The sequence below is a fragment of the Photobacterium sp. J15 genome (assembly GCF_963870815.1).
Taxonomy (GTDB): domain Bacteria; phylum Pseudomonadota; class Gammaproteobacteria; order Enterobacterales; family Vibrionaceae; genus Photobacterium; species Photobacterium marinum.
In genome coordinates this window covers 1-22,966 of record NZ_CAWMUI010000003.1, presented here as the reverse complement: position 1 = coordinate 22,966, position 22,966 = coordinate 1, and the positions used below count along the sequence as shown (strand labels likewise).

Annotated in this window: 15 protein-coding genes and 3 pseudogenes; 12 read left to right on the top strand and 6 right to left on the bottom strand. The window is 41.1% G+C overall.

All coding sequences use genetic code 11. From position 1 onward, the window contains the following. Positions 1–186: 186 nt before the first annotated feature. Positions 187–1,452: a hypothetical protein gene (locus AACQ93_RS25000; RefSeq protein ID WP_064609796.1), complete on the top strand. Its 1,266-nt coding sequence runs from the start codon at positions 187–189 to the stop codon at positions 1,450–1,452. 255 nt (positions 1,453–1,707) lie between these two features. Next, positions 1,708–2,056: pseudogene (locus tag AACQ93_RS24995) on the top strand (group II intron maturase-specific domain-containing protein); the annotation flags it as partial. Positions 2,057–2,463: 407 nt separating this feature from the next. Here the strand turns inward: AACQ93_RS24995 and AACQ93_RS24990 are convergent. Beyond that, entirely contained in the window at positions 2,464–2,781 is a 318-nt protein-coding gene (locus AACQ93_RS24990) for a helix-turn-helix domain-containing protein (protein ID WP_064609794.1), read from the bottom strand. 101 nt (positions 2,782–2,882) lie between these two features. On the opposite strand from AACQ93_RS24990, the gene AACQ93_RS24985 reads away from it, so the two are divergent. The 6 genes and pseudogenes from AACQ93_RS24985 (at position 2,883) to AACQ93_RS24960 (ending at position 7,970) form a co-directional block, all read left to right on the top strand. Next, positions 2,883–3,416, top strand: a complete 534-nt coding sequence (locus AACQ93_RS24985; protein WP_064609792.1) for a hypothetical protein — start codon at positions 2,883–2,885, stop codon at positions 3,414–3,416. Next, positions 3,410–4,789 (top strand): annotated as a pseudogene (locus tag AACQ93_RS24980) (DEAD/DEAH box helicase). The gene AACQ93_RS24985 and the pseudogene AACQ93_RS24980 overlap by 7 nt, the downstream one beginning before the upstream one ends. 290 nt (positions 4,790–5,079) lie before the next feature. Beyond that, positions 5,080–5,502, top strand: a complete 423-nt coding sequence (locus tag AACQ93_RS24975) for a PTS system mannose/fructose/sorbose family transporter subunit IID (RefSeq protein WP_232323401.1) — start codon at positions 5,080–5,082, stop codon at positions 5,500–5,502. An 841-nt stretch (positions 5,503–6,343) separates the two neighbouring features. Beyond that, positions 6,344–6,706 (top strand): hypothetical protein, encoded by a 363-nt coding sequence (locus tag AACQ93_RS24970; RefSeq protein WP_198160294.1) that lies wholly within the window; start codon positions 6,344–6,346, stop codon positions 6,704–6,706. 10 nt (positions 6,707–6,716) lie between these two features. Beyond that, entirely contained in the window at positions 6,717–7,190 is a 474-nt protein-coding gene (locus AACQ93_RS24965) for a GNAT family N-acetyltransferase (protein WP_064609790.1), read from the top strand. Between the two features lie 114 nt (positions 7,191–7,304). Further along, positions 7,305–7,970, top strand: coding sequence for a hypothetical protein (locus AACQ93_RS24960; RefSeq protein WP_064609788.1), 666 nt, complete (start codon positions 7,305–7,307; stop codon positions 7,968–7,970). Here the strand turns inward: AACQ93_RS24960 and AACQ93_RS24955 are convergent. The 4 genes from AACQ93_RS24955 to AACQ93_RS24940 form a co-directional block, all read right to left on the bottom strand. Continuing rightward, complete coding sequence (locus AACQ93_RS24955) at positions 7,948–8,529, bottom strand: GNAT family N-acetyltransferase (RefSeq protein ID WP_064609786.1); 582 nt, start codon at positions 8,527–8,529, stop codon at positions 7,948–7,950. The two genes, AACQ93_RS24960 and AACQ93_RS24955, sit on opposite strands and share 23 nt — an antisense overlap. A gap of 127 nt (positions 8,530–8,656) precedes the next feature. After that, the gene (locus AACQ93_RS24950) at positions 8,657–9,313 is read right to left on the bottom strand and encodes an HAD-IA family hydrolase (RefSeq protein WP_064609784.1); all 657 of its coding nucleotides are present in this window, start codon (positions 9,311–9,313) and stop codon (positions 8,657–8,659) included. Positions 9,314–9,410: 97 nt separating this feature from the next. Further along, positions 9,411–9,866: a GNAT family N-acetyltransferase gene (locus tag AACQ93_RS24945; RefSeq protein ID WP_007468024.1), complete on the bottom strand. Its 456-nt coding sequence runs from the start codon at positions 9,864–9,866 to the stop codon at positions 9,411–9,413. 241 nt (positions 9,867–10,107) lie between these two features. Beyond that, positions 10,108–10,680, bottom strand: a complete 573-nt coding sequence (locus AACQ93_RS24940) for a DUF2913 family protein (protein ID WP_064609782.1) — start codon at positions 10,678–10,680, stop codon at positions 10,108–10,110. Between the two features lie 2,445 nt (positions 10,681–13,125). Between AACQ93_RS24940 and AACQ93_RS24935 the strand changes: the two genes are divergently transcribed. The 4 genes and pseudogenes from AACQ93_RS24935 (at position 13,126) to AACQ93_RS24920 (ending at position 21,747) form a co-directional block, all read left to right on the top strand. Beyond that, on the top strand, positions 13,126–14,379 hold the full coding sequence (locus AACQ93_RS24935; protein WP_007468018.1) for a ParA family protein: 1,254 nt from the start codon (positions 13,126–13,128) through the stop codon (positions 14,377–14,379). Next, complete coding sequence (locus AACQ93_RS24930) at positions 14,379–15,353, top strand: hypothetical protein (RefSeq protein WP_064609780.1); 975 nt, start codon at positions 14,379–14,381, stop codon at positions 15,351–15,353. Before AACQ93_RS24935 ends, AACQ93_RS24930 begins: the two co-directional genes overlap by 1 nt. A gap of 927 nt (positions 15,354–16,280) precedes the next feature. Then, positions 16,281–17,753 (top strand): annotated as a pseudogene (gene ltrA / locus AACQ93_RS24925) (group II intron reverse transcriptase/maturase). Positions 17,754–18,228: 475 nt separating this feature from the next. Continuing rightward, the gene (locus AACQ93_RS24920) at positions 18,229–21,747 is read left to right on the top strand and encodes an AAA domain-containing protein (protein ID WP_064609778.1); all 3,519 of its coding nucleotides are present in this window, start codon (positions 18,229–18,231) and stop codon (positions 21,745–21,747) included. Positions 21,748–22,396: 649 nt separating this feature from the next. On the opposite strand, the gene AACQ93_RS24915 is transcribed toward AACQ93_RS24920, so the two are convergent. Beyond that, positions 22,397–22,792, bottom strand: coding sequence for an H-NS family histone-like protein (locus AACQ93_RS24915; RefSeq protein WP_007468006.1), 396 nt, complete (start codon positions 22,790–22,792; stop codon positions 22,397–22,399). Positions 22,793–22,966 lie beyond the last annotated feature (174 nt).

The window sequence follows — 22,966 nt, the reverse complement described above, 5'->3', positions numbered from 1 at the left end:
TTTATTTAGACAGTAGAGATAATCCATATCAGCACAATATAAAACTGGTTAATCGCAATATTTAAAGCCAGCAATTAATTTTGCATATAAGTACGTTGAATGAGCAATTATTCAAATATAACTTTGGATTTGAATATAAATCAGCTCTCATATTTAAATTATAATTACAATTCAAAAGGAAGAATTATGTTTAACGAAAATTTATTAGCTATATCAATAAGTGTAACCATGTTAGCTTCTCCTGTGTGGGCAAACTCGGATTTTGATTCGACTTCTACTCGATATGAGACTCTGCAACAAAAGCTAGTTTCACAAAATAAAAAACTGGAAATACGATTATTTAATGGAAGTGGAATGAATTACGGGAATGGCCACCTACCTATTAATGCTAAATTACAGGGTGAGGACTCACGGTTAACATTGACTTTTGATCATGTCTATTATCGAAATGTCGATTCAATTAAGAATCTTTTGATTGCGCCAAGTGATGGTAGCAATAAGATAACAGAGTCTGAATTCAATGCGTTTCTCTACCATACCATTGCTCCGACGATCTCCTTAGTTCCTTATTCCTTTGAGGCGAATAATGCTAGAACGGAGAAATCATCTAAAATTCCTGAGATCACATGCTATCTTGATGGTATTAAAGATGCAGCAACTCAAGAATTACTTGCATTTAACTCTGATTATTCAAACGATAAGCGACTCTCTTTCACGTACGCTTGTCCTATTGATACTAATTATGTAGATAATGATACTTTCTATAATATATCCTGGAATGTGCCTAGCGATTCGATGTATAAGTTTTATAAGCCGGCTGAAAAAACACAATATCGACTTGCACTAACACGTGGCGATAGTAATTTTGCTCGCAGTGACGTTAATAATTTAACACCTCGTTTATTTATGAATATGGCTTTAAAAGATGTTGCGGTTGGCGGTGATTATACAATAATGCCTCATGCGCTTGGGCCAAATGGTATATTCAAGTTCAACATACACTTATCATCAGAAACCGAGATAAAACAAGCTAAAACCACAATTGAGAAAATGAAAACGTCACTTGAGGCACTAGGTTATCATCCTCATGTGGAATTTGTTGATAATTGGGCGGATTCTAATGTCATTATTTATAAAACACCTCTGCCCAATGCAGAGCATCAAAATTCAATGATTCGTGGCGGGGCTCAGTGGGTAAAACTCTCTAATAGAAATGCTATGATATTTAATAGTGATTTTGATTTGAGTACGAATTTTGGTTCGTTCGTCATGTTGCATGAGCTATCGCACATCATTGGATTGGCACACCAAACAAGTGATGTCGAAAGCTTGATGGGTCAACATAACTATTTGCCGGTGATCTTAGCGCCGTCTGAAAACTCACAGCCAAACACGGTATTCTCTTATGCGGATGCTCAAGTGTTGGCGCATATTGCTCAGCAAATGCCATAAAAAAGATAGTCAAGGATGACGAACTCTAGGCTGTGTCCCGTAACTAAATTTCTATATTTGTCTCATGCTAATGTCCTGAGGTAAGTGGTTATGAAATTTATGACGAAACATGGGATTATTAGAACCTCTGCTTCCAGCGGAACGCAGCCATCAAAAGAGTCATCCTTAAAAAGATAATCGCATCGTGCTCAATGGGATTTTCTGGGGGTTATGTTCTAGTGCACCAGGCGTTATGGGCCATCATGTTAAACCAATTACTGTCATTGCGTTGCTAAACAAGTATACGGATATGTTGGTCATAAAGTATTCCATGCATCACGGCACTGTGCAGTAAGACGCCACCCAACGAAGTCGAAAGCTTAGGTTGCCCTTAAATATTTCATTAACTTTCACGGCCAATGTCAGTTTTATGGTTGGCAGAAAATAATGGGTATGAGCTGTCATCTCAACCTATTTCAAATACCCAAAGTGCATATTGATATACATGTGAAAATAAGGAGTACAACCACGCGATTCGATCCTTAGTTCGAGATTATCGAACAGAAGGTAACAGAAAAAGCAAAGCCGTAACTCTTGGTCTGCTCCCGCTCTCAGTACTTTATGAGTTGCTGGGTGTCAAAGGATATCTTTGCGGAAGGCTTGAGCTCAGTGCAGTGAAAGTTGCAAGTTGGGTTCTTATAGGGACGGTACTTGGCACGATTTTGTCGTCTACCCGACCAAAAAAGTGCTAGCTGTTCAAATTGAAACGCCTCTAAAGAAAAGCGCTTTAGAGTTAATATCCATAATTTTTAAAACACAGTTACAAAATCTTAGTTGGGAACGTATTCCCATGGTCGCCCCAATGGAAGCAAGAGTTGTAAGAAGAGGGATTACACTTATCTCACGTTAGAAGAAAGTTATTTGAGCCCAAAAGAAAAATTAGCCAAGTTAGAGCTATAAGCATATAAGCCCACATCTATCTGCTCCACTCTTTTAGCAAAGAGACTCAAAACTGACTACAACTAAGTCATATTAATCCTGGCCTTCATCTGAACTTAAAGATTTCAACAGTTCTTCTTTTTCAGTCTCACTCATTTTATCGATAACACACGCTAACTCAGCACTTAGCTCACTTTCACAGAAAAAGTAGTTAAGTGGCACATCAAGCTCTTGAGCCATTCGACGCAATGTACCGATATCTGGCACATGCCGGCCCTTCTCATAGTGATTCATTCGACCACTTGCTGAGCTTGGTTCCATACCGATTTTCACCCCTAGATCTTTTTGGGTGATCTTGGCTTTTTTACGCGCAGCTTTGAGCCTCTCTGGGATTGGGTTGTAGTTTTGCACTGACTCATTTCTAACAAACCTTTCGATAACTTAGATTGTCTAAGTTTTGCCGATTCTTGTATACTTAGCAATCCTAAGTTTATCCTATTGGCATTTTTCCTATGAAACAAACCAAAACAATCAATGCGTTTATGTATAAACTTCTGATTGAAAAGGATATGGATGACTTTTCAGTGATTGAAGCTCGCGATGTGCTCGTGTCTTTGATGGACGAAATAACTGATTTAGATGAAGCTCGTCGATTGATTTATAGGCAAATACTTTCATTTGTTCGCAAAGGGTTGCTTGTACATCAAGGTGTGGGGAGGGACAAAAGATACTTTAAAACAGACCTCTTTAAGGAGTTGTCCTTTAAGCCTCGACAACCAGCAAAAAGCACTGCGCTGGAAAAAAAAGTTATCACTAACTTGAGTGAATTAGTTTCAGAACAAAACACTTATAAAGGTGAGTTAGCGATAACTCTTGGTGAAATGGAAGAATATCAAGCGCTAATGGAACGGTTTCCTCAGCAACACAACATGCTGAAGCCTTTATTTGATGATAGTAAAGAACGCTCTGCCAAGTTGCTTGGCAAAATCAACGCCATTACCAATGTTCTTAAGTTATCGAAGCAAGAGACGAAGACAAAATGTTAAGAAGATGGCAGTCAGAATGTATAGATGCAGCACTGACTAAGTACCAAGCCAAGCAAGCACATTTCTTTTGTCAGGCAACCCCTGGAGCCGGAAAGACGATCATGGCGGCAGAATTAGCTAAGCGTCTAATTGAAATGGATAAAGTGGATTTGGTGCTTTGCTTTTCTCCATCATTAACGGTTTCAAAAGGGATTGAAAGTACGTTTTCTTGGAAACTAAACTGTCCTTTTAATGGCGGATTGGGGTCTGTTGGTGCTTCATATACCTATCAATCTATAAAATTTTTCGATGACTATTTTTGGAGTGCTATTAAAAAGCATCGCTTATTTGTCATATTCGATGAAATTCATCATTGTTCTGGGAGTGATGAAACTTCAGCAAATACCTGGGGCGAGCAAGTATTAACAAAACTACAAACCATTGCCAAATATACACTAGCTTTGTCCGGGACTCCTTGGCGCTCTGACTCTGTACCAATTGCTCTAGCAACATATACAACCTGTGAGGGAGTATTGCAGTGTGATTATACTTACAGTTTGCGGTCTGCTGTCAAAGATCGAGTTTGTCGAGCACCTAAAATTGTACTTGTTGATAATGAACATTTATCAGTATCTGAGGGCTCTGAAACAAAGTCATTCTCTTCAATTCTCGACTTACTGAAATTCTCTAACATGTCATATCAAAGCATCATTCATAATGATCACGCAGCCGCTTATTTGCTTGAACTTGGCTGTAGAAAGTTAGAGAAAATCAGGAAAGATTCTTCCAATGCTGGTGGCTTAGTTGTTGCAGCCTCAGTTAAACATGCAGAAAAAATACAATCATTGCTTATTAACAGGTTTGGCCAATCAGCAAGCATTGTGACCTAGCGGCATGAGAATGCATTACAAGAAATTGAATCATTCAGGCACTCAACTACTCAATGGATTGTAAGCGTAGGAATGATAAGTGAAGGTACGGATATACCAAGACTTCAAGTTTGTTGCCATATGAGTTCAGTAAAGACAGAGCTTTACTTCAGGCAGGTTCTAGGAAGGATCCTTCGGGTTAATAACTCATCTAACCAGCAGGCATGGTTACTGACTTTTGCAGAAGAAAACTTGGTCGGTTTTGCAGAACGCATAGAGCAAGATCTACCTGAAACATGTAAGTTAGTTAATTTGGATAAGATTTCTCCAGCCATTCAAAATATAAACGAACCAGCTGGTGGTCATATTACTTGCCACCAGAGCAACATCGATTTTGCAGCGAATAGATTCTTCTGGGGTAATGCAGGTATGTCAGACAATATTACTTCACAGGCCCATGAAGCATTTACGGATGAATTGCGTATGGGGAGATTCAAGGAAAGAATCATTGCCGCATTCTGCTAATTAATGAGATAAAACACAAAATTGCTTCGGTCGCAAAAAAATCAGCAATTCAACTAAATAACCCTTCATCCCCCGGGTTATTTAGTGTTTTGATTATTATGAAGCTGGCGCTAAACAGTCTCACTATCACAACCTGGAACACTCTAAAACGCTAAATTGTTGTACGGGTACAACCCTTTTAAATCATTAGCTTACTGTATTTAGTCGTACTAAATAAATATCACCCTGCCCCCCAAGCGATGAGAACGAGTTTTTGATGCTTCAAGGCCAACAATAAAGGCAATAAGACGATGCCCTTTCTTGATCAAATGCTCGACCAGATTTTCGACATCGTAGCTTTTAACGCAATCGCCATCATAGGTTCTTACCAGCTCTTTATGAAGGGCTACAAAATGGGGGCCGGCTCTGTGGAAATGCTCGTCAACCACCGCTCCACCAAAATCCTCGAGGCACTCTCTTTGCTCGGTATATTTGTGATGGGTGGCGTCGCGGCCAGTTACGTCAACCTCGTAACCGGACTGGAGTACATCACAAAGGACGGTGTAGACATCAATGTTCAGCTGATGCTAAACGGTATCTTCCCGAAATTGCTTCCACTTATTGTCGTACTGGGAACTTGGTTTGCAATGGCTATGAAAGGTCAGAGTCCGGTTAAAGCGATGCTCTCACTGGTTGTTCTGTTCTTCATCGGTGTCGCGGTGTTTTTTTTCTAAATAAGAGATTCAACGCACTCAATCGAGAGCCTTTTATTTGGAGGAGCACATGAACTCACTGACATATCCAATACACCGCATCCGCGCTTGGCTAAAAGATGATGCCCTTCCCATCTGGATAAGCACAATAGATAAAGAAAAGGGGCTCTTTGCTGAAGGCCTTAATCAGGCAGGCCCCCCTTCCCTACCTAAATAACCCAGTTTATTGTTCAACCCAGACAAATCTAAGTATTTGCTAATTCCACACAGCTCGGGCTAATTGACAGCCGAGATACAATCGTTCTCGCAATCAAGGCTTGCCTCATTTCGGCAGCCCCCATACAGGCTTTCAATTTTCCCTAGAGCAAGGAAGGCATGGTGATGATCGTCAAATAAACCTCTATGAGCAGGCCGAATATTACTATGGCGTACGGGGCGAAGGACCGTTACTAATGACAAAAATGATGGAAAAACAGTTTTCGAAAGGTATAGCCAAGGAATGTACAACACATCCCGGGATTCGTTGTGCACAGGTTGGTCAATACAAGAACAACAAAATTGTCTGCGCTTGTCGGCCACAACTACCAAGCAATCCAAAAAGCAGTATTCAACATTCGAGTTCTGAAAGATAAGGATGACTATAGAAACCAAGTAGCCACCCTACCAGAAAGCTCTGATAGTTATATACAAGCGATCTTACCAAACCGAAGACAACAACACCGAAAAAGAAATAACAAAAGATGACAGAGCGTACATTGTAATGACATGCATTAATTTGTAATTAGCCATGTGATGACTGTTAATTTTAGCTAATATGGTTTTGACCAAACATTAGCCATTAATACAATATACTGGGATATAGATGAAATACGTTTGTTTTTGCTTGCTTCTCTTATCTTCTTCAGCTTTTGCTGATACAGAGGATTACGATATCACTACTTCTATTCTAAACAATGGCCAAACACTGTCTTCACATCATTTCCAAATATCACCCAATCACACACAAACGGATTCCAACTTGACCTGTGTCTACACACTGCATCTGAGCAAACAATCTACTGATTTAATTGACATTGAATCAGAAATCCACTGCGGTGAGTATAGCTTTTATCCTAGTTTCACTTTTTCTGCCAGTGGAGATGCTGGAAGCTTAGACGTTGACTGGAATACAGAAAAGTGGACGTTTACTGTTAATGCAACACCTAATACGCATGATATCAATTAAGCAGTTAACCATGACCATTTCATTGAAAAAAGCGACGTATATTGAACATGCAACACTCATTGAGGCAATATTCTCTGATCTCAAGCAATATAATATAAATGTTGCAGGGTGCCATAACCCAATAGAAGCAACCACCGAATTCTTCCATGCAAAGCCCGCCTCAGTTTCTAATGAGAACAAGCATAGTTTTATTGCCTTTTATAATGACATCCCAATTGGCATCATTGATATCATCAATCATTTTCCTTTTGATAAAACCTCTTATATTGGCTTGTTTGCCATACTAGAACAATACCAAGGAAAGCATGTCGGCAAGCGTATATTTACTACACTTGAAGTCCTGTGCAAAAAAACTTTGCATACCCACACCCTGAGATTAGGAGTCAAAAAGTCCAATCCTGTCAACGGATTCTGGGAAAAAATGGGCTTTACGTTAATCTCAGTAAAAGAAGACGCCTATGTTATGGAAAAAGACATAATCTAGACTTCATTTTGTACTTTATCAACAGATAAAGATTAAGACACAAACAAAGCTGATGTGTTTTAGTCGATATCTTTGTTATTCTCTGCAATTATTAGTTATTGTGGTTTTTTTCTTGTGAAAGCGGTTCTGTTCATTCTTTGCATTGTCATATCCTTATCTTCATCCGAAGTCTTGGCCACTGAAGTTGCTATCGGCATACAAGCCACAATAAATAGTATTGATATTCAAGATCCAGCTGATAGCGAAAGAACAATTGCCCGTATGACCAGCGACATGAAGTATTATCCGACTGTATCGCTCCTGTCAGATGAATATTACTTTAGCAAAGACTCGAATGTTGGTGTTCAATTGCAATTTGACTGGAGTATATTCAAAGCCGATAAGCAAGAAATTGGCGAAAATGATACTGGCATTGATTTGGGAACATCCATGTCGGGCTATGCCCTCTCGGGTGTACCGGTCGTCTTTTACCACTTTAACCGGCACAACCAAGACGAATGGAATGTAAAATTAGGGACAGGATTGGGACTTGGGTACTTAAAACTCAAGGGAGACTACCAAGTCACAGATGTGACCCATCCTGATTACGGTAAGAAAAAACAAGCAAACATGGATGAATTCGGGCTTGCTGTCGGTGTCTACTTGGAAGCCAATAAAGGAAATCACATTATCTCGGTTTACAACTTTAGTCCTGTAACCCAGAGTGATGCCTCACAATTCGAAGAATATAATTTTTTCTTATCTTATAAGTATCGCGTTAACATTGATGATCTACTTTAACCGTTTTCGACTTCAACGTTATCTGATTATTCTTGCGCTCTTCCCATTCACTTCTGAGAACTCCGTATTTAACAGAGTCGTAGTAATGCCCTTTATAGTAACGAACTTTACGTAGACGGGCTTCTTGCTGTAGCCCAAGTTTTTCAGCACATGCCATCATACGAGGGTTTCCCGACCAAGTAGTCAATCCCACACGCTCAATTTCAAGTGTTGAAAACAAGTGACTTATCCATAGAGGAAGTGCCTTAGCTGCCAACCCTTTACCCCAAAAGTTGGAGCTATAGATGATGATACCTACCTCTAACCAACGAGTCGCCTCGCATTCCCAATAATAACTGACCGAGCCAACTGGTATATCATTGACAGTTATCAACTGCATGTCTGTACCGTCACAAAGGCGTGAGAATGTACCTTTAGCAAACTCGTTAAGTGTTGGCGTAGAATAAAGAAAGTAAGGACCATTAAACTTGGTCCATTCCTCATCTGAGGTCACTAAATGGTAGAGCTCGTCTAATTCACTCGATTTAGCACTTCGAATTTTCACTTCATCCAGTTTCATCTTTTCTTGTCCTGCCAGGCAGCTAAAACATTCTATACAGCATTTTGATAATCTTACTTATCAAATCTCCAACGCCGTCCATATGGAGTTATGTACACCATCTAACAACGAGCCTCATAGCCAAGGTTTATACAAACATTTCATCGTAATCAACTATGAACTTTATCGCCTTGCTGAGATCGTTATTTCGATTGAACTCGTGGATAAATGCGACAACATCACAACCAGCTGCAACACCAGCCTCAACCCCTGCGTTTGAATCTTCAAACACTAGAACTTCAGAGGCTTTCAAGCCCAACTGATTTAAAGAGAGTGTATACGCTTCTGGGTCCGGTTTATGCCTAGTTACATGCTCTTGAGTAATGACGACATCAAACAGTTCCGTTAACCCCAAAGCAGCCAATATACTGTTGACCATCCAAGTTGCCGCCGAACTCACTACAGCACACTTTCTGCCTGATCTTTTCAAGTGCAAAAGATAATCCAGAGCGCCTCGGTTTAACTCAAGTTTTTCCGACAATAACTTTTCATAATGGCCTCTGAAAAACTGATTAAACTCAGGTAAGTCTGGATTGATTTCAGCATCCTTGAAAAAATGACCGGTTACAACAGACCAACTTTCTCCCATGACACCTTTGTAAACATTAAAGTCTACATCCGAACCATAATGGCCACATGCTAACGACAAAGCTAAACCTTTGAGCGGTTCCGAATTTACCAGCGTCCCATCCATATCAAACAGATATGCTTTATATTCCTTAACTTTCTCTCCCTGATTAGTTATCTCTAGAAAGTCTCACAATTACGAGAAGATACGCTATTATCACCACAGCAAACCTAACACCAAAGCCATCAATTGTAATGCAGAGCCTTAAGTCTCTTTATACCATTACATCACGCATAAGCTGAACCTCGACAGCTTTTGAACCATCTTGCAGCTCAAATAGCTTTGAGTAAAAGCTTTGAGTTACTTCAAAGCCTAAGTGTTTAAATACTGTAACATTACCAGTTTGTTCAACACACCAAACTGATATCGATTTAACTCCAGAATACTTTGGGAGTACACCATCAATCAGCTTTCTTGCGATACCTTGTCGTCTATAACCTTTAGCCACAGCCAATGTTCTTAGGTTCATAACATCATTGTTTATACTTACCTCAATACATCCGACCAAATTATTACCAATAAAATAACCAAAAGGCTCCCACTTTTCATGTGATTGAGATTTTTGTTCATGGGCTAATTTTGTTGGTTGATAAATAGTACGAAGCTCATCAAAAGCAATAGTTGTAAGTCGATGAAAATGCTCTTCAGTACTGAGTAGTTTATGAATCAATATTTTCCCCTCATTGGATCACACCGCGTAATTCATTCATCTCGCAACACTTCTTCGGCAGAACTAACAGTCATAAATAACTCAACAAACCCAGTTATTTTCAACAGCCTCAATACACTAGATTTGCGCGACACATAAATCCACAACCATACAAACCTAAGAGGCTAACCTGGTAGTGCGAGTGAAAAAACAAATTAAAGGAAGAGACTCTGAACAGTGAGATTACTAATAAGAAAACCATTTACATCCGAAACAACTCAATCCTTAAATGTGTTTCATCTTCATAGGCAACAACAGATTGAAAATATCGCGTTTGATCTATCACAGCAGAAAACACATCTTTAAGCTCAGCATTACCAATAAAGAGAATCTGGGTTGATTTAATCATCAGCCCTTCACTATCAAAGCTAGACGTTAAATCCTCATCAACCACACAGACCAGTACCTTGCCATACCGCGCATTTAAATCGATATCACAAGCTTTCGAATATTGAACTTTTGTGTTCAACTTCAGCTCTAGGTCAGCAACAAGTCCTACAAAAAGGTACAAGTCAGTTGAACAGGTCTGCAGCAAGCGCTCAACTTCAGTATCAAGGATTGACTCCAGGTTGGTATCTGACTGGCGACCAAGTGATATCCATTGTTTGGCCGATTTTCGAATAGTACGATAGCGATTTGCTTTTGCAATACGCTTGAAATACTTAACCAGAAGGTTATTTCTTTCAATTAAGCTTAGTGGTTTGTCTAGTTTTTTAAATTCGAGGTGTAGTAGGGCGTTAGTGCTAACATCTAGTAATAGCTGGGTGTGGTTCATTTACATAACAATCTGTAGCTGAGGTTACTTGCCATCATACTCTTATTTATCCCAGAGCATAGCCTCAACTTTACCGCGACCGCTCAGAAATATCCGATTGATTTTTTACACATACTGACTGATGCGATTTATATTTTACCAAGCCGGAAATAGGTAAGGGCCGTACTTCCCAGTAGCCAAGCTTTTAAGACTGTAATTCGCCAGTATCTTACAGTGAACACATCCATCTCTTGATTCATTCTTCAAATGCACTTTGAGATTGATGCTCATCATATCCCGACTATGCAACTGTATCTTGGGGTTTTCCGACAACAATTTCCTCAACGATTGAGCCTATTAATATTCCAATTCAAGCTCATTTACTGATAACAATTATCCAAAATACAAATTAAAGGGGAGGGGACCTAACTTACATGAAAGCCGATAGAACTCTGCCAGCATCATTTACCTGTGGAACAACTGCTGAGTTCTCCACTATAGAAAATCCGATTGCTTATATGTTATCAGTTCAAAAGTAAATACAGATATTAGCTCAGCTGCGACAAATAAAGTTGATTGCAAGACTCAACTAACCAGCACTAAAATCTCTTGCACGTTGTGCAGGTACAATCCTTTAAAATCAGCAACTTAAAAAAATAAGAAAAATGGTGCTTTTGATAATGAATAATACATTATCAATAGCAGAATTACTCTCAACTGAAACTGATACCGCGATTATTAAACACTGATTCATACGCACACAGATAAAATATGGTAACTAGCGACTGATACTGCCATATCTTCGAGCAAACTCCTCAACGATACCGCAACAGCCTCCTCAGGCAAAAAGACATCACTTATATATGAACAAGAGCCAATATAAAACACCATATAATTGCGAAGGCGCTCAAATAAACAGCAACATGAACTTGCCCCGTTATTAACCAGACTGTCAATATTGACTTGTCTGTGACAAGACATGTTCATAAAATCAAACTGACTCAATTGATACTAGCCTTATCGCTATATCACCTTACTGATATTGAACCGCCATACATCTTTTGTATGGCGTTTTTTTTATTCTATGATTTCAGCAAGTATTGATTCCTTCCTTTTCGCTCTACAAACATGAAAATCATTAAGAAGCACACCTTATTAACACGTCCCCAAAACCGCTTCAGCTCCTAACAATTACCGCTTGTCAGCTCCCTACCTATTGGAAAAAAACAGTAAAAAAATTCACTTCCTTTCAATGAGTCCTAACAAGCAAACACTGAGTCGGCAGCTAGAGAGGTTGAGGGGGAGGGAGGTATCGATTTAAAATTATCACAATTTGCTATTTAATCTGACGTTAAAAAAGAAGCAAATCCAAGGTTTGTTGAGTGTGCAGAGAAAAACCTCAGACGTAAACAACATCAGCTATCATGCCAGAAGAATAGCACCAATCTAGCTAGAGCGAGTTGCTTGTAGCTAAATGCCACGAGTAAACGCTAATACTCGTACTGATTTTCAACACAGACTCAGTCACTCTCTCGTTGTCGATAAACGGAGATAGTAGAAACGCTGAAATGAGTCAGAATGAAAAGAATCACAAGCTAGCTAACTAAACAGATAGCAGTTCCTCATAGCATAGCTTTGCTGAAAAGCAAGAGTACAAAGCCAAGATGCACAGCACACACTTGATAAAATCGAACAGTGGTATGCCAGCTATAAAGCTTGTAACTGTTGCGGACATAAAGTTGAAGATATTTCTTTATCGGTACGTAAGTTGGATTGCCTATATTGCGGAACTAAGGATATAGAACCGGGTTAAAGTGCCACTCTTAATATCCGTGACAAAAGCATAGTGGAATTAAAATCGACTGAACAAATCATTACTGCTTGCGTAAACACAGTTACGAACTAGTTGCAGCAAAGGAAACAAGCAGTAACTCTCAGGAGGGATACAGATAGCTAATAACAATATCCCCTTTTTCCAAAACAGGTCAGGGTGATTTGCATCCAGATAGCTCACCATGGGCAAAGATGGGATGATAACGAAATTGACACGCAATGGCTGCGCACTTAAAAACCGTCAACCACCGCATTAACAACAACCAGTAGCTCACTTTATTGTCCGCAATACAGACACAAAACGGAAAAGGTAGTAGTGTTTCCCTGGCAAATAGTACTGTAGCGCTTAACTTATATCTCCCTAAACTAAAAAAGCACTCATAAAATGTACTGATTGAACGCCCGAACCGCAAAAATAGACAAAAATAAACCTAAGAGATGTTGTGCAGGTACAACCTTTTATAATCAGCTACTTATCTAAATAAGAAAGTGACAAAAAAGTACCATCTTATCTGTCAAAGTAAATGAAAGACAATAATATTCCACAATAAAATACAAAAATCATTGCTCTAAGGTGGAAACACCATTATCATCATCGCATTAAATATTCTTTAGTTGAGTGGATGGTATAAAATGGATGTATTGTTAGCACTGGATGATTGCGCTGAACGCATGCAGCATGAAGATGTCCGTTTAAAAGACATCATCAATGAAAAGTCACGTATAAATGTTACCGACAGCGAACTTGATGAAGGTGTCGATCGCCTTATCTATAACCATTCATTAAACAAAACTAAAATCCGTGAAATCGTCAATCTATCAACCAAAACATTCAACAAGCGCATCACCGCGCTGGAAGAAGAAGAGGTCATTGGCGAACCTATCCAACAGGGTAAATCTTCTCTTTATAATCGCTTTGATGTCCAGGTGATCCTAGACCACCTTGGTCACCGCCAATACCGTGATGACTTCACATCCAGCGTTATTTCTGTTCAGAACCATAAAGGGGGGACGGGTAAGTCCACAACAACGAAATCCTTGGCAACGGCCGCTGCTCTAGATTTAAACCTCAATGCCCGGGTGTGTATCCTTGACCTTGACCCTCAGGGTTCCGCAGGTCTTCAAGCCCAGCCGAAAGATGACGATGGGATCTATCTGACTATTGCAGATATCGCACTGCGTAAATACACACCGTCCTTTAACGAATATATCGAAAACTACGGCCTTTCAGAGCAAGAGGTCGTGTTGGGTGCGGCATTCAACACACACCTGCCTAATTTAGATGTGTACTCAGCATTTCCGGAGGATGAGGTTTTCAGTGATATTTATGCTGAGCTTAATGATGAAGGCAAAGCAGAACTGCTTCAGGAGCTGCGCAATTTCATTTTGCCTATCCTAAAAGAACATTACGACATTATCTTTATTGATACTCCGCCACAGGATAGCCCAATTTGTTGGTCTGCTCTTGAAGCGGCAGATTTCCTGCTATTGCCGGTAACACCGCACAAGCTCGATTACCTATCAACAAAGAACTTTATCACCTTTATAAAAGACCGTATCCGCCAACTGCCAAGCGGTGGCGAGCAATTGAAGATGTTCAAGTGCTTACGTGTCAACGTGGATTCTAACAGTCCTCAGGTTGAGCAAACCTCCAACATGATTATCCGCTCATTTGTTGAACACCTGTGCTCAAATTCAATCAAGCACTCTGAACTGTTCCTAGCTGCGGACAACCTCAACCGTAGTATTTTTGACATCCAGAAGACCGAAGCCCGCGACAACAAATACGCGTCATCATCGGCTTACGACAATGCCGTGGTTTCAACCAAAGCGGTATACGAAGAAATCATGGCTAATATCAAGAAAATTTCCGGACGGGCTAACTAATGAATAGAACAAAAAAAGTGACCGGCTTCGGTGGTATCAACCGAGGTGCATCAGGTATTAAACCGCAGGCAAAACCGGTAACGAACAAAATCAAACTGCCATCAGGCCAAGAGATATCACTAAGGCTCCACACATACAAAGGCACGGAAGAGATCCAAAAGCATGTTCGAGTCGATCCACTCAACATCCGTCGCCCGGAAGAACTGACCCGTGACAAGCTGGCTGATATTTATGACGGCATTGCTAACGGCAACCAAATCACCAATGCCATCGGTTACCAAGGGGAAGATGGGTTAGTGTATGTTGTTGACGGTTCGCGCCGTATGACATGTGCAGATATGGCCGATGCTCCACTGCGGATTGATGTAAGTGACACAAAGATAGCGCCAAAAGATGCTGAATTTATCGTTCTGCAGTCAGACAAACGTAAAGCATTCAGCTACCTGGACTGGGGACATTATTTCGCAGCCAAACTGAATCTATTAAAAGATGAAGCTCCAGATCTTACCCAAAAACAATTTGCAGAAAACGAAAACGTAGATCCTACACTGATGTCTCGTTACCTCAATGCGATCACATTGGATCCTGTTTTCTGGTCGGTTATGGGCAGCAATGAGATCAGTGCGCGTTTGATGAACCGTATGGTCACATTGAATAACTCGCTAAAAGACAGCGCCGTTGAGCCCCAACAACTACATGAAAGATACCTTGGAAATATCGGCTCAACCGCACCAGACGAGCTGACATCTAATGAGCGCTTTGACCTGCTTAACCGCAGCTTCAACCAGCTAAATATCAAAAAGCGATCGTCAAGCAAGAAGGTTGAACCTGAAACCCTGTGGAACGGGAACACTGCAAGACAGAAAGTTGAATGGAAACAAAAAAACAGTAAGAGTGCAGTTATCAATCTTGCAGGACTTGACGAAACGCTACAGGCAAAAATCAAGCAAGCCGTAATTGATGCCCTAGCGTAAGATAAGTAGAAAAAATGCTGCCCTCGGGCAGCATTTTTAATTCATCCCACCCAAAGTACGCCCAGCCACCAGCACACAACCTTATATAGCCAAGAATATCTCACTCCATTGTGAATACATCTTCTCCATGCAACTGACATACAGCATCAGACGGTAACGTCAATTTTAGTCGAATATCGCCTTAAACATGTAACAACAAGTGCAACCAATCATAATAACCATCGTCAAAGTTATAATGCCTTTGTTTATCTTAGTTATATGGGGTGGGGGTATTTTGCTATGCGATAATATATCGATTTACGATTCAGAACTAAATCGTACAACCTGTCTATTAGTAACTCACTACTGGACGTGCGACGTGAAGTCGTATGAAGCGCTGTTCACCGCTTGATGAGTGAACCATCTGTATCACCAGATGAATCTAGGAGCCTGAATAAAGCAGCGGCTCTGACAATGTAACGAAGATTGGTCATATACCAATCGGGATTGAAATCGTGAGAGAACGATCCTCCTGATAACCACAGAATCGGGTAAGTGCTAGGTAGTTAGTATGATGAACATACGTGAATCCGTGTAAGGTGCGTTATGTGATGAAACAGCGGAAGTGGTTAATACGCTGTAGCCAAAAGGCAATGAGAGTAGGAAAGAGGTTGTCCAGTACTCTTTCGTGGTCAATAAAGCTCTCCGCACCATAGCGGGCATCTACCCTGACATTGCGCGACATACGGAACACGGTAAGCCTGTATCGCTCCCTCTGGGAAAGCCTATGTGGCCGATAGTGATGCAGGTATAGGAGGTCGGAGAAAGCGAAGGCTGCATTGTAACGATGCAGATACAGATTTATATCTGGTCACGAAAGTGAGCCCACTTCAGACTGGTCTCCCGTTGCGAGAGAATTTGAAGAACTTCATTCAAGGAGAAACGCAAATGATGATTTCAAAAGAGATTAGTGCCTCTCCTGACAGTACTCAATGGCAGTCAATCGACTGGAAATCCGTTGAGTCGCATGTATTAAAGCTTCAGATGCGTATCGCAAAGGCAACTAGAGAAGGTAAACACGGCAAAGCGAAAGCCTTGCAATGGATACTAACTCATTCTCGCTCAGCAAAACTTCTTGCTGTTAAACGAGTATCACAAAACAAAGGCAGTAAAACGCCAGGAATAGACGGTGTCATCTGGAACACAGATGCACGCCGCATGAAAGCAGTTAATCAATTGAGCAGAAAGGCGTATAAGGCCAAACCGCTCAAGCGTATTTACATCCCCAAAAAGAATGGCAAGCTTCGACCGCTGGGTATCCCGTGCATGATAGACAGGGCGCAACAAGCACTCCACCTTCTTGCACTAGAGCCAGTATCAGAAACACTTGCAGACCCTAATAGCTATGGATTTAGACCAAACCGCAGCACCGCCGATGCAGTTGCGCAGTGCTTCAAGTGTTTGGCTCTAAAGCGATCCGCTGAATGGGTTCTTGAGGGAGACATCAAATCTTGTTTCGATAAGATCGGACATCAATGGCTTATTAATAACATTGCCGTAGATAAACGCATGTTGGAACAATGGTTAAAGTCTGGCTTTATGGACAAAGGGCTGTTTTATCATACTGACGAGGGAACACCACAAGGAGGGATTATATCCCCAACCTTGATGCTAATGACTCTTGCAGGGCTTGAACAGAGCATAAAGTCTACCGCACTCAAAAAGGGCGCGAGAGCCAACTTTATTGGATACGCCGACGATTTCGTCGTCACCTGCGCTTCAAAGGAAGTACTGGTGAACGATATCAAACCGTTGATCTCTGACTTCTTAGCGGAAAGAGGCTTAACACTCTCCGAAGAGAAAACGCACATTACCCACATCAGCAGTGGTTTTGACTTCCTAGGTTTTAATCATAGAAAGTATAAAGGAAAATTGCTCATTAAACCGAGCAAATCCAACACGCTGCTGTTTTTGAGTAACCTTCGCGAACTCATCAAGAAGCACGCAACCATCCCCGTTAACGATCTAATCAAGTTGATAAATCCGAAACTTAGGGGCTGGTCGAATTACTATCGACACTGCGTTGCAAAGCAGGTATTCGGATATGTAGGTCATAAGCTCTTCCATGCGTTATGGCATTGGGCTAAAAGGCGTCATCCAACGAAGTCTACGAGTTGGGTCACCCACAAATACTTCCTCAATCGGAAAGGCCAATGGCAATTTCACGGTTGGCAGAAGATCATGGATATGGATTGACAATTCAATTTCTTCCAAATAGCCAAAGTGCCTATAGAGAGACACGTGAAAATCCGAAGTGCGTCGACACCATTTGACCCTCAATACCGAGATTACTTAGCAAAGAGAAAGTCCAAAAGGCAAGCTCGCAACTCTTGGCACGATCCTGCTCTAACTGCTTTATAAGTTGCTGGGTATCATACGATGCCTTTGTGGAGGCTTGAGCCGTATGCAGTGAAAGTTGCACGTACGGTTCTTAGGGGGACGACACTTGGTAACAAGTGTCGTCTACCCGACAGAAATCATTTAGGTCAGCAGCTAAAAATAACTCCAAACACATTAGTTTTTTATTGCAGTTTCATCAATTACCTAAGTCTAAGATGAATATAAATGCGAAAGTTTCCTGATTTAGTTGTTTACCCATCCATAAGTCACCAGTAGCTAAATATTCACAGAATTAATCATTGAATTCATATGACATTGGGAAAATAGACTTTAATAACCCTGCCCCAATTCTTCGACTGCTCGAATAGTCATCATCCGCATGGCTCAAAGGTCGCCGAGTAAGAAATTGTTCAAAGTTCTAACAAAAAACACTCCATTGGTAATAGAATATTCGACTAAAATCACACGCTTAACACGAAATTTTCAAGGACCGGGTATGAATAATCAGGGCTGGATTCACTATTGGCGAAATTCTCTTGCCGATGCCGATAGCGCGAAAGGTGCATTAAAAAAGCAAGATCTGAAGAATTATGTGCGAGCGACAACCGACGAGTTCAAAGAAGGTAAGCTTAAACCTGATTCTACATTGCTAGAAGATCTGTTTCGCAATGAACCAGATACCCTAACCGCCGTACAAATTCATCATCGACCGGTCACCTATTATCTTCGGAAAGTTCATGGCAAAGATTACAGCGGCAATATGCCTAGTGTACTGACACCGATTGTCTGCTCTTTATGGGTCAATCGTGAAGGACGACTATTTCCCCACACCACGCCATTCATACCTCGTGATTTGCTTGCTCCTCAAGGAAATGACACCTTTACTATCGCTGACGTCGATAAGCTCGATGAATTCCTGACAACAAATGAAATTCCAGCGCAGTCTACTGAAAGTATTCCAGCCAAATTCGAACAAAAAGAACAGTATCAGAACCATCAAAAAAATTGGTACAACTACTACGGACTCACCCAAAAACTATTTGCCGATTACTGCGATAGAAAACGAATCGAGCAATTCTACGAAGACATTGAAAGTCGTGGCTTAGTCAACAAAATCAGCGAGTGCTTGGGAGCTTCAAGGCATATTTTAAAACTGTACGATAACCTGAGCAATTCAAGCACAACCTTGCCTCTGCTTGATAGTTACGCGGCAAAAACAGTAACCAACCACGATGAATGTATTGATGTATCTCAGACAGTGAATTCGCGTTTTGGCCACTCAAATAGTCAATTCCCGCTAGCTAAAGCGCAATGCGATGCCTTGGCCCATACCTTAGCCATGCAAGAAGGCGATATTCTTGCGGTAAATGGTCCTCCTGGCACAGGTAAAACAACGTTTGTTCTATCTGTAGTCGCGTCACTGTGGATTGAATCTGCGCTAAAAGAGAGTCAACCGCCGCTAATCATTGCGGCATCGACTAATAATCAAGCAGTAACCAACATCATTGATGCTTTTGGTAAAGACTTCGATGAAGGCGACGACGAACTATCAGGCCGATGGTTACCCGACATTTTTAGCTATGGTGGCTACCTGCCATCGGCGTATGGAGAATTGGAAGCTGCCAAAAGTTACCAAACTAAGCATTTCTATGAAAAAGTCGAGCAGTTGGATTTTCTCGATCAAGCCCAAGCGCATTATTTGGATAGAGCAAAACAGGCGTTTCCACAACAGAATTTTGCTGATGTAACGCAAGTTAAAGCGTATCTCCTTGCCGAATTGCGCCAACATCAAAACCAGTTAGATCACATCCAAAACAATTGGCATCACTACAACCGCCAACTGAATGACATCCATTCTCGGCTTGGGGACAATCCCCAACAAACATTGGCAGATCAACAACAAGCCGTTTCTAATGCGCAAGCATTGAAAGATAACGCCAAAGAACAGTTAACTGCGTGGCGAAACTACCTCGGCAATGAATCTACATGGTTAACTCTGTTTAAGTGGTTACCGCCAATCAAGAATAAACTTGAACTCCAGCGCAGGAGTTTCATGTTTAACCTTATTGAGCACGATGAAGAGCAAATTGAAAATCTGTCATCAGACCGATTTGAGAGCCTACTCAAGCAAGTATTTTCTAGTAAAAAAGACGATTTTGATGATCAAAAAAATCGGTATCAATCTTGGTTAGAGCAGTATCAAGAGTTTGAGCAATCACAACTGAATTGGCTTGATTCTATCAATAACTTTACTGAAGACTCTCCAGAGCAAACTATTCCACAACTGACCGACATCGATTCGGTTTTAGATATCACGACCCGTTTTCGAATGTTCCGCTTAGCTGTCCATTACTGGGAAGCATGCTGGCTGCTCAGTTGCCGAGATTTGGGCCAAGAGCTGAACAAGCAGGCCCGGAAAACAGGTTTGAAAACGGTTCGTCCTCGCTGGCAACGCCGAATGATGCTCACTCCTTGCATTGTATCAACGTTCCATTCTCTGCCTTCTCATATGACTTACCAGTCTCACGTTGGGAATAATGAATTTGAAACCGACTATCTGCTTAATGAAATCGACCTTTTGATCGTTGATGAAGCAGGCCAAGTAGCTCCAGAAGTTGCCGCGGCCTCGTTCTCACTAGCCAAAAAAGCGTTGGTGATTGGTGATATTTACCAAATCCCGCCGATTAGAAATGTGTGCTCATCAATTGACCGAGGTAATTTAAAGCAGCATAAAGTTATCAGCTCTGATGATGAATACACAGTCATTCAAGAGGAAGGCCGAAGTGTAGTGACTGGCAGTGTGATGCATGTAGCGCAACAAGCAAGCCTCTTTCATTATATGCCGGAAGCTGAGCCTGGAATGTTTTTGCAAGAACATAGACGCTGCTACGATGAATTAATCTCATACTGCAATGACCTTTGCTATCAAGGTATCCTGATCCCCAAGCGAGGACAAGCGACCGAAGATAGCCTCTACTCTCCTTTCAGTCATTTGCACGTCGACGGTATCGCGGAATCATTTAGCGGCAGCCGACGCAATAAGTTAGAAGCAAAAACTATCGCTGCATGGCTACATGCCAATAAGGTTGAAATAGAGAATTACTACGGCGAGCCACTGGCCAAGTGTGTGGGTATCATTACTCCATTTTCAGCTCAAGTGAACCAGATCAAGACCGCGTGTGGTGAGTTCGATATCAAAGCAGGCAAGGGGGATGACCAACTAACCGTTGGCACCGTTCACTCTCTTCAAGGTGCTGAACGCAAAATCATTATTTTTTCCCAGGTGTACACCAGACACAACGATGGCGGGTTTATCGATATGGATCCGTCAATGCTCAACGTCGCTGTCTCTCGAGCCAAAGATGCATTCTTGGTGTTTGGTGATTTGGATGTCATTGAAGCTGCGCCATCATCTTCTCCACGAGGATTACTCGCCAAGTATCTCTTCACTGACGAGCGAAATGAGCTTGAGTTTAGTGTTGGTCAACGCCCCGATTTATTACAAATATGCGGCCATCCGAAACTGCTAACCAATGCCGAAGAGCATGATGCGTTCTTATCAAAACTGCTGAGGGAAGTACAACGAAAAATAGATATCGTCTCGCCTTGGTTACTGCTAGACAAACTGCAATCAACTGGGCAGTTAGAACTACTAAAAACAGCACTGCACAAAGGTGTCCATATAACCATACACACCGACAGACATTTCAATACCACGGTCGCAAACCACCCGGATACCAATAAAGTAAAAGCGTTTCAACATTGCTGCGCGACCTTGGAACAGCTTGGTATCGTTATCAATGTGATAAATGGTGTCCATAGTAAAAGCGTTTTTGCTGATGATCGGTATATGGCGGTGGGGTCATTCAATTGGTTTAGTGCAAGCAGAAGCGGAAAATACGCCAATATCGAGACATCATTAATCTATGTCGGTGAGTTAGAGAAGGAGATCAAAACTCAACTCGACTTCTTAAATAGCCGAAGCTGCAACACAAACAAGCAGCCCGTGACGTAGACACAAAGCGTCACTCTTTTGTCCCGAAGTGACTCAAAATCATTTTCAGCATACCCTCAGACAGTTAATTGCTAATTATTCACTTTTAATTAGCAATTACGAAGTGAGTTGCATGCCTTTGACATGAATTTTATTGGGGTAAATTTGGAGCTAGAAGAGCAAGCTATTTTATGAGCGAAAATGACAATGGGGCATAGAAATGATTCAGCCAATTAAGACGTCGCGCCATTCTTTCTGTTGGGAATCAACCGATAGCGCACGCGTCGTGCATAGCCTCGATAACCAGGCAACTCTTCCTGCAAAGTCTGATCTTCAAGTTTGATGCTGCAACCATCAAATCAAAAATCAACACATAACAATTTCAAATACGGTTGCAGCAAAACATTCGCCAGTGTAATATTCGAGCGAATACAGACGCATTCTATTATTATTTTGGAGCCTTCTTAGCTCAACATAGGGTTGCTCTAAGCAACCCTTTTTATATTGTGAAAAAAGTATAAACGGCAGTGTATTTTTAATTTTGTATAGCTATCGACATGTCACCAGAAACAACGAATTTGTTTCAAGACAGCACAATATCTTGGCTTTAAGGGGGAATAGTACTGACACAACATTGAAAAGAATCCCCCTCTCGTTGAAGGGGATGGAATTAAATCAGAAAATCATCCAATGATTTTCCCTCTTGCTCGATAGCGTCTTTCAGCGGGCTAGGCATACGTCCCTGGCCAGTCCAGGTACGCTCTTCACCATCCACAGTATACTTATACTTAGCTGGTCTTGGAGCTCGCTTAGATTTTTGCTTCGAGTTTAGCAAAGCCAACAGTTCTTCAGGCTCAATACCCTCTGCAGCCAACATCTCCCTATAAAATTTTAGCTTCTCTTCACGCTCTTTATTTTTAGCGCGTTCTTCCGCTTCAGCTTCTTCCCTTTCGACAACAACAGATTGTAATTTGTTTAGTCCCTCTTGAAGCTCTTCTAACGTCAATTCACGTGCAGCAGCTCGCAGTGAGCGCAAGTTCAACAATGTGCTAAATACATCACTCATATTCAATATATTCTTTCTTGTTTAAGATAGAGGTACTGTAATCAAATCTAACGAATTAATCCAATAGTTAAAATAAAGATTAAATTATCATTGTTACCTACAGCATTATTCATAATGCATAAATAATCTAGAAAGATAAACATCCGAGATGAGGAACATAGAACTCACTAACAA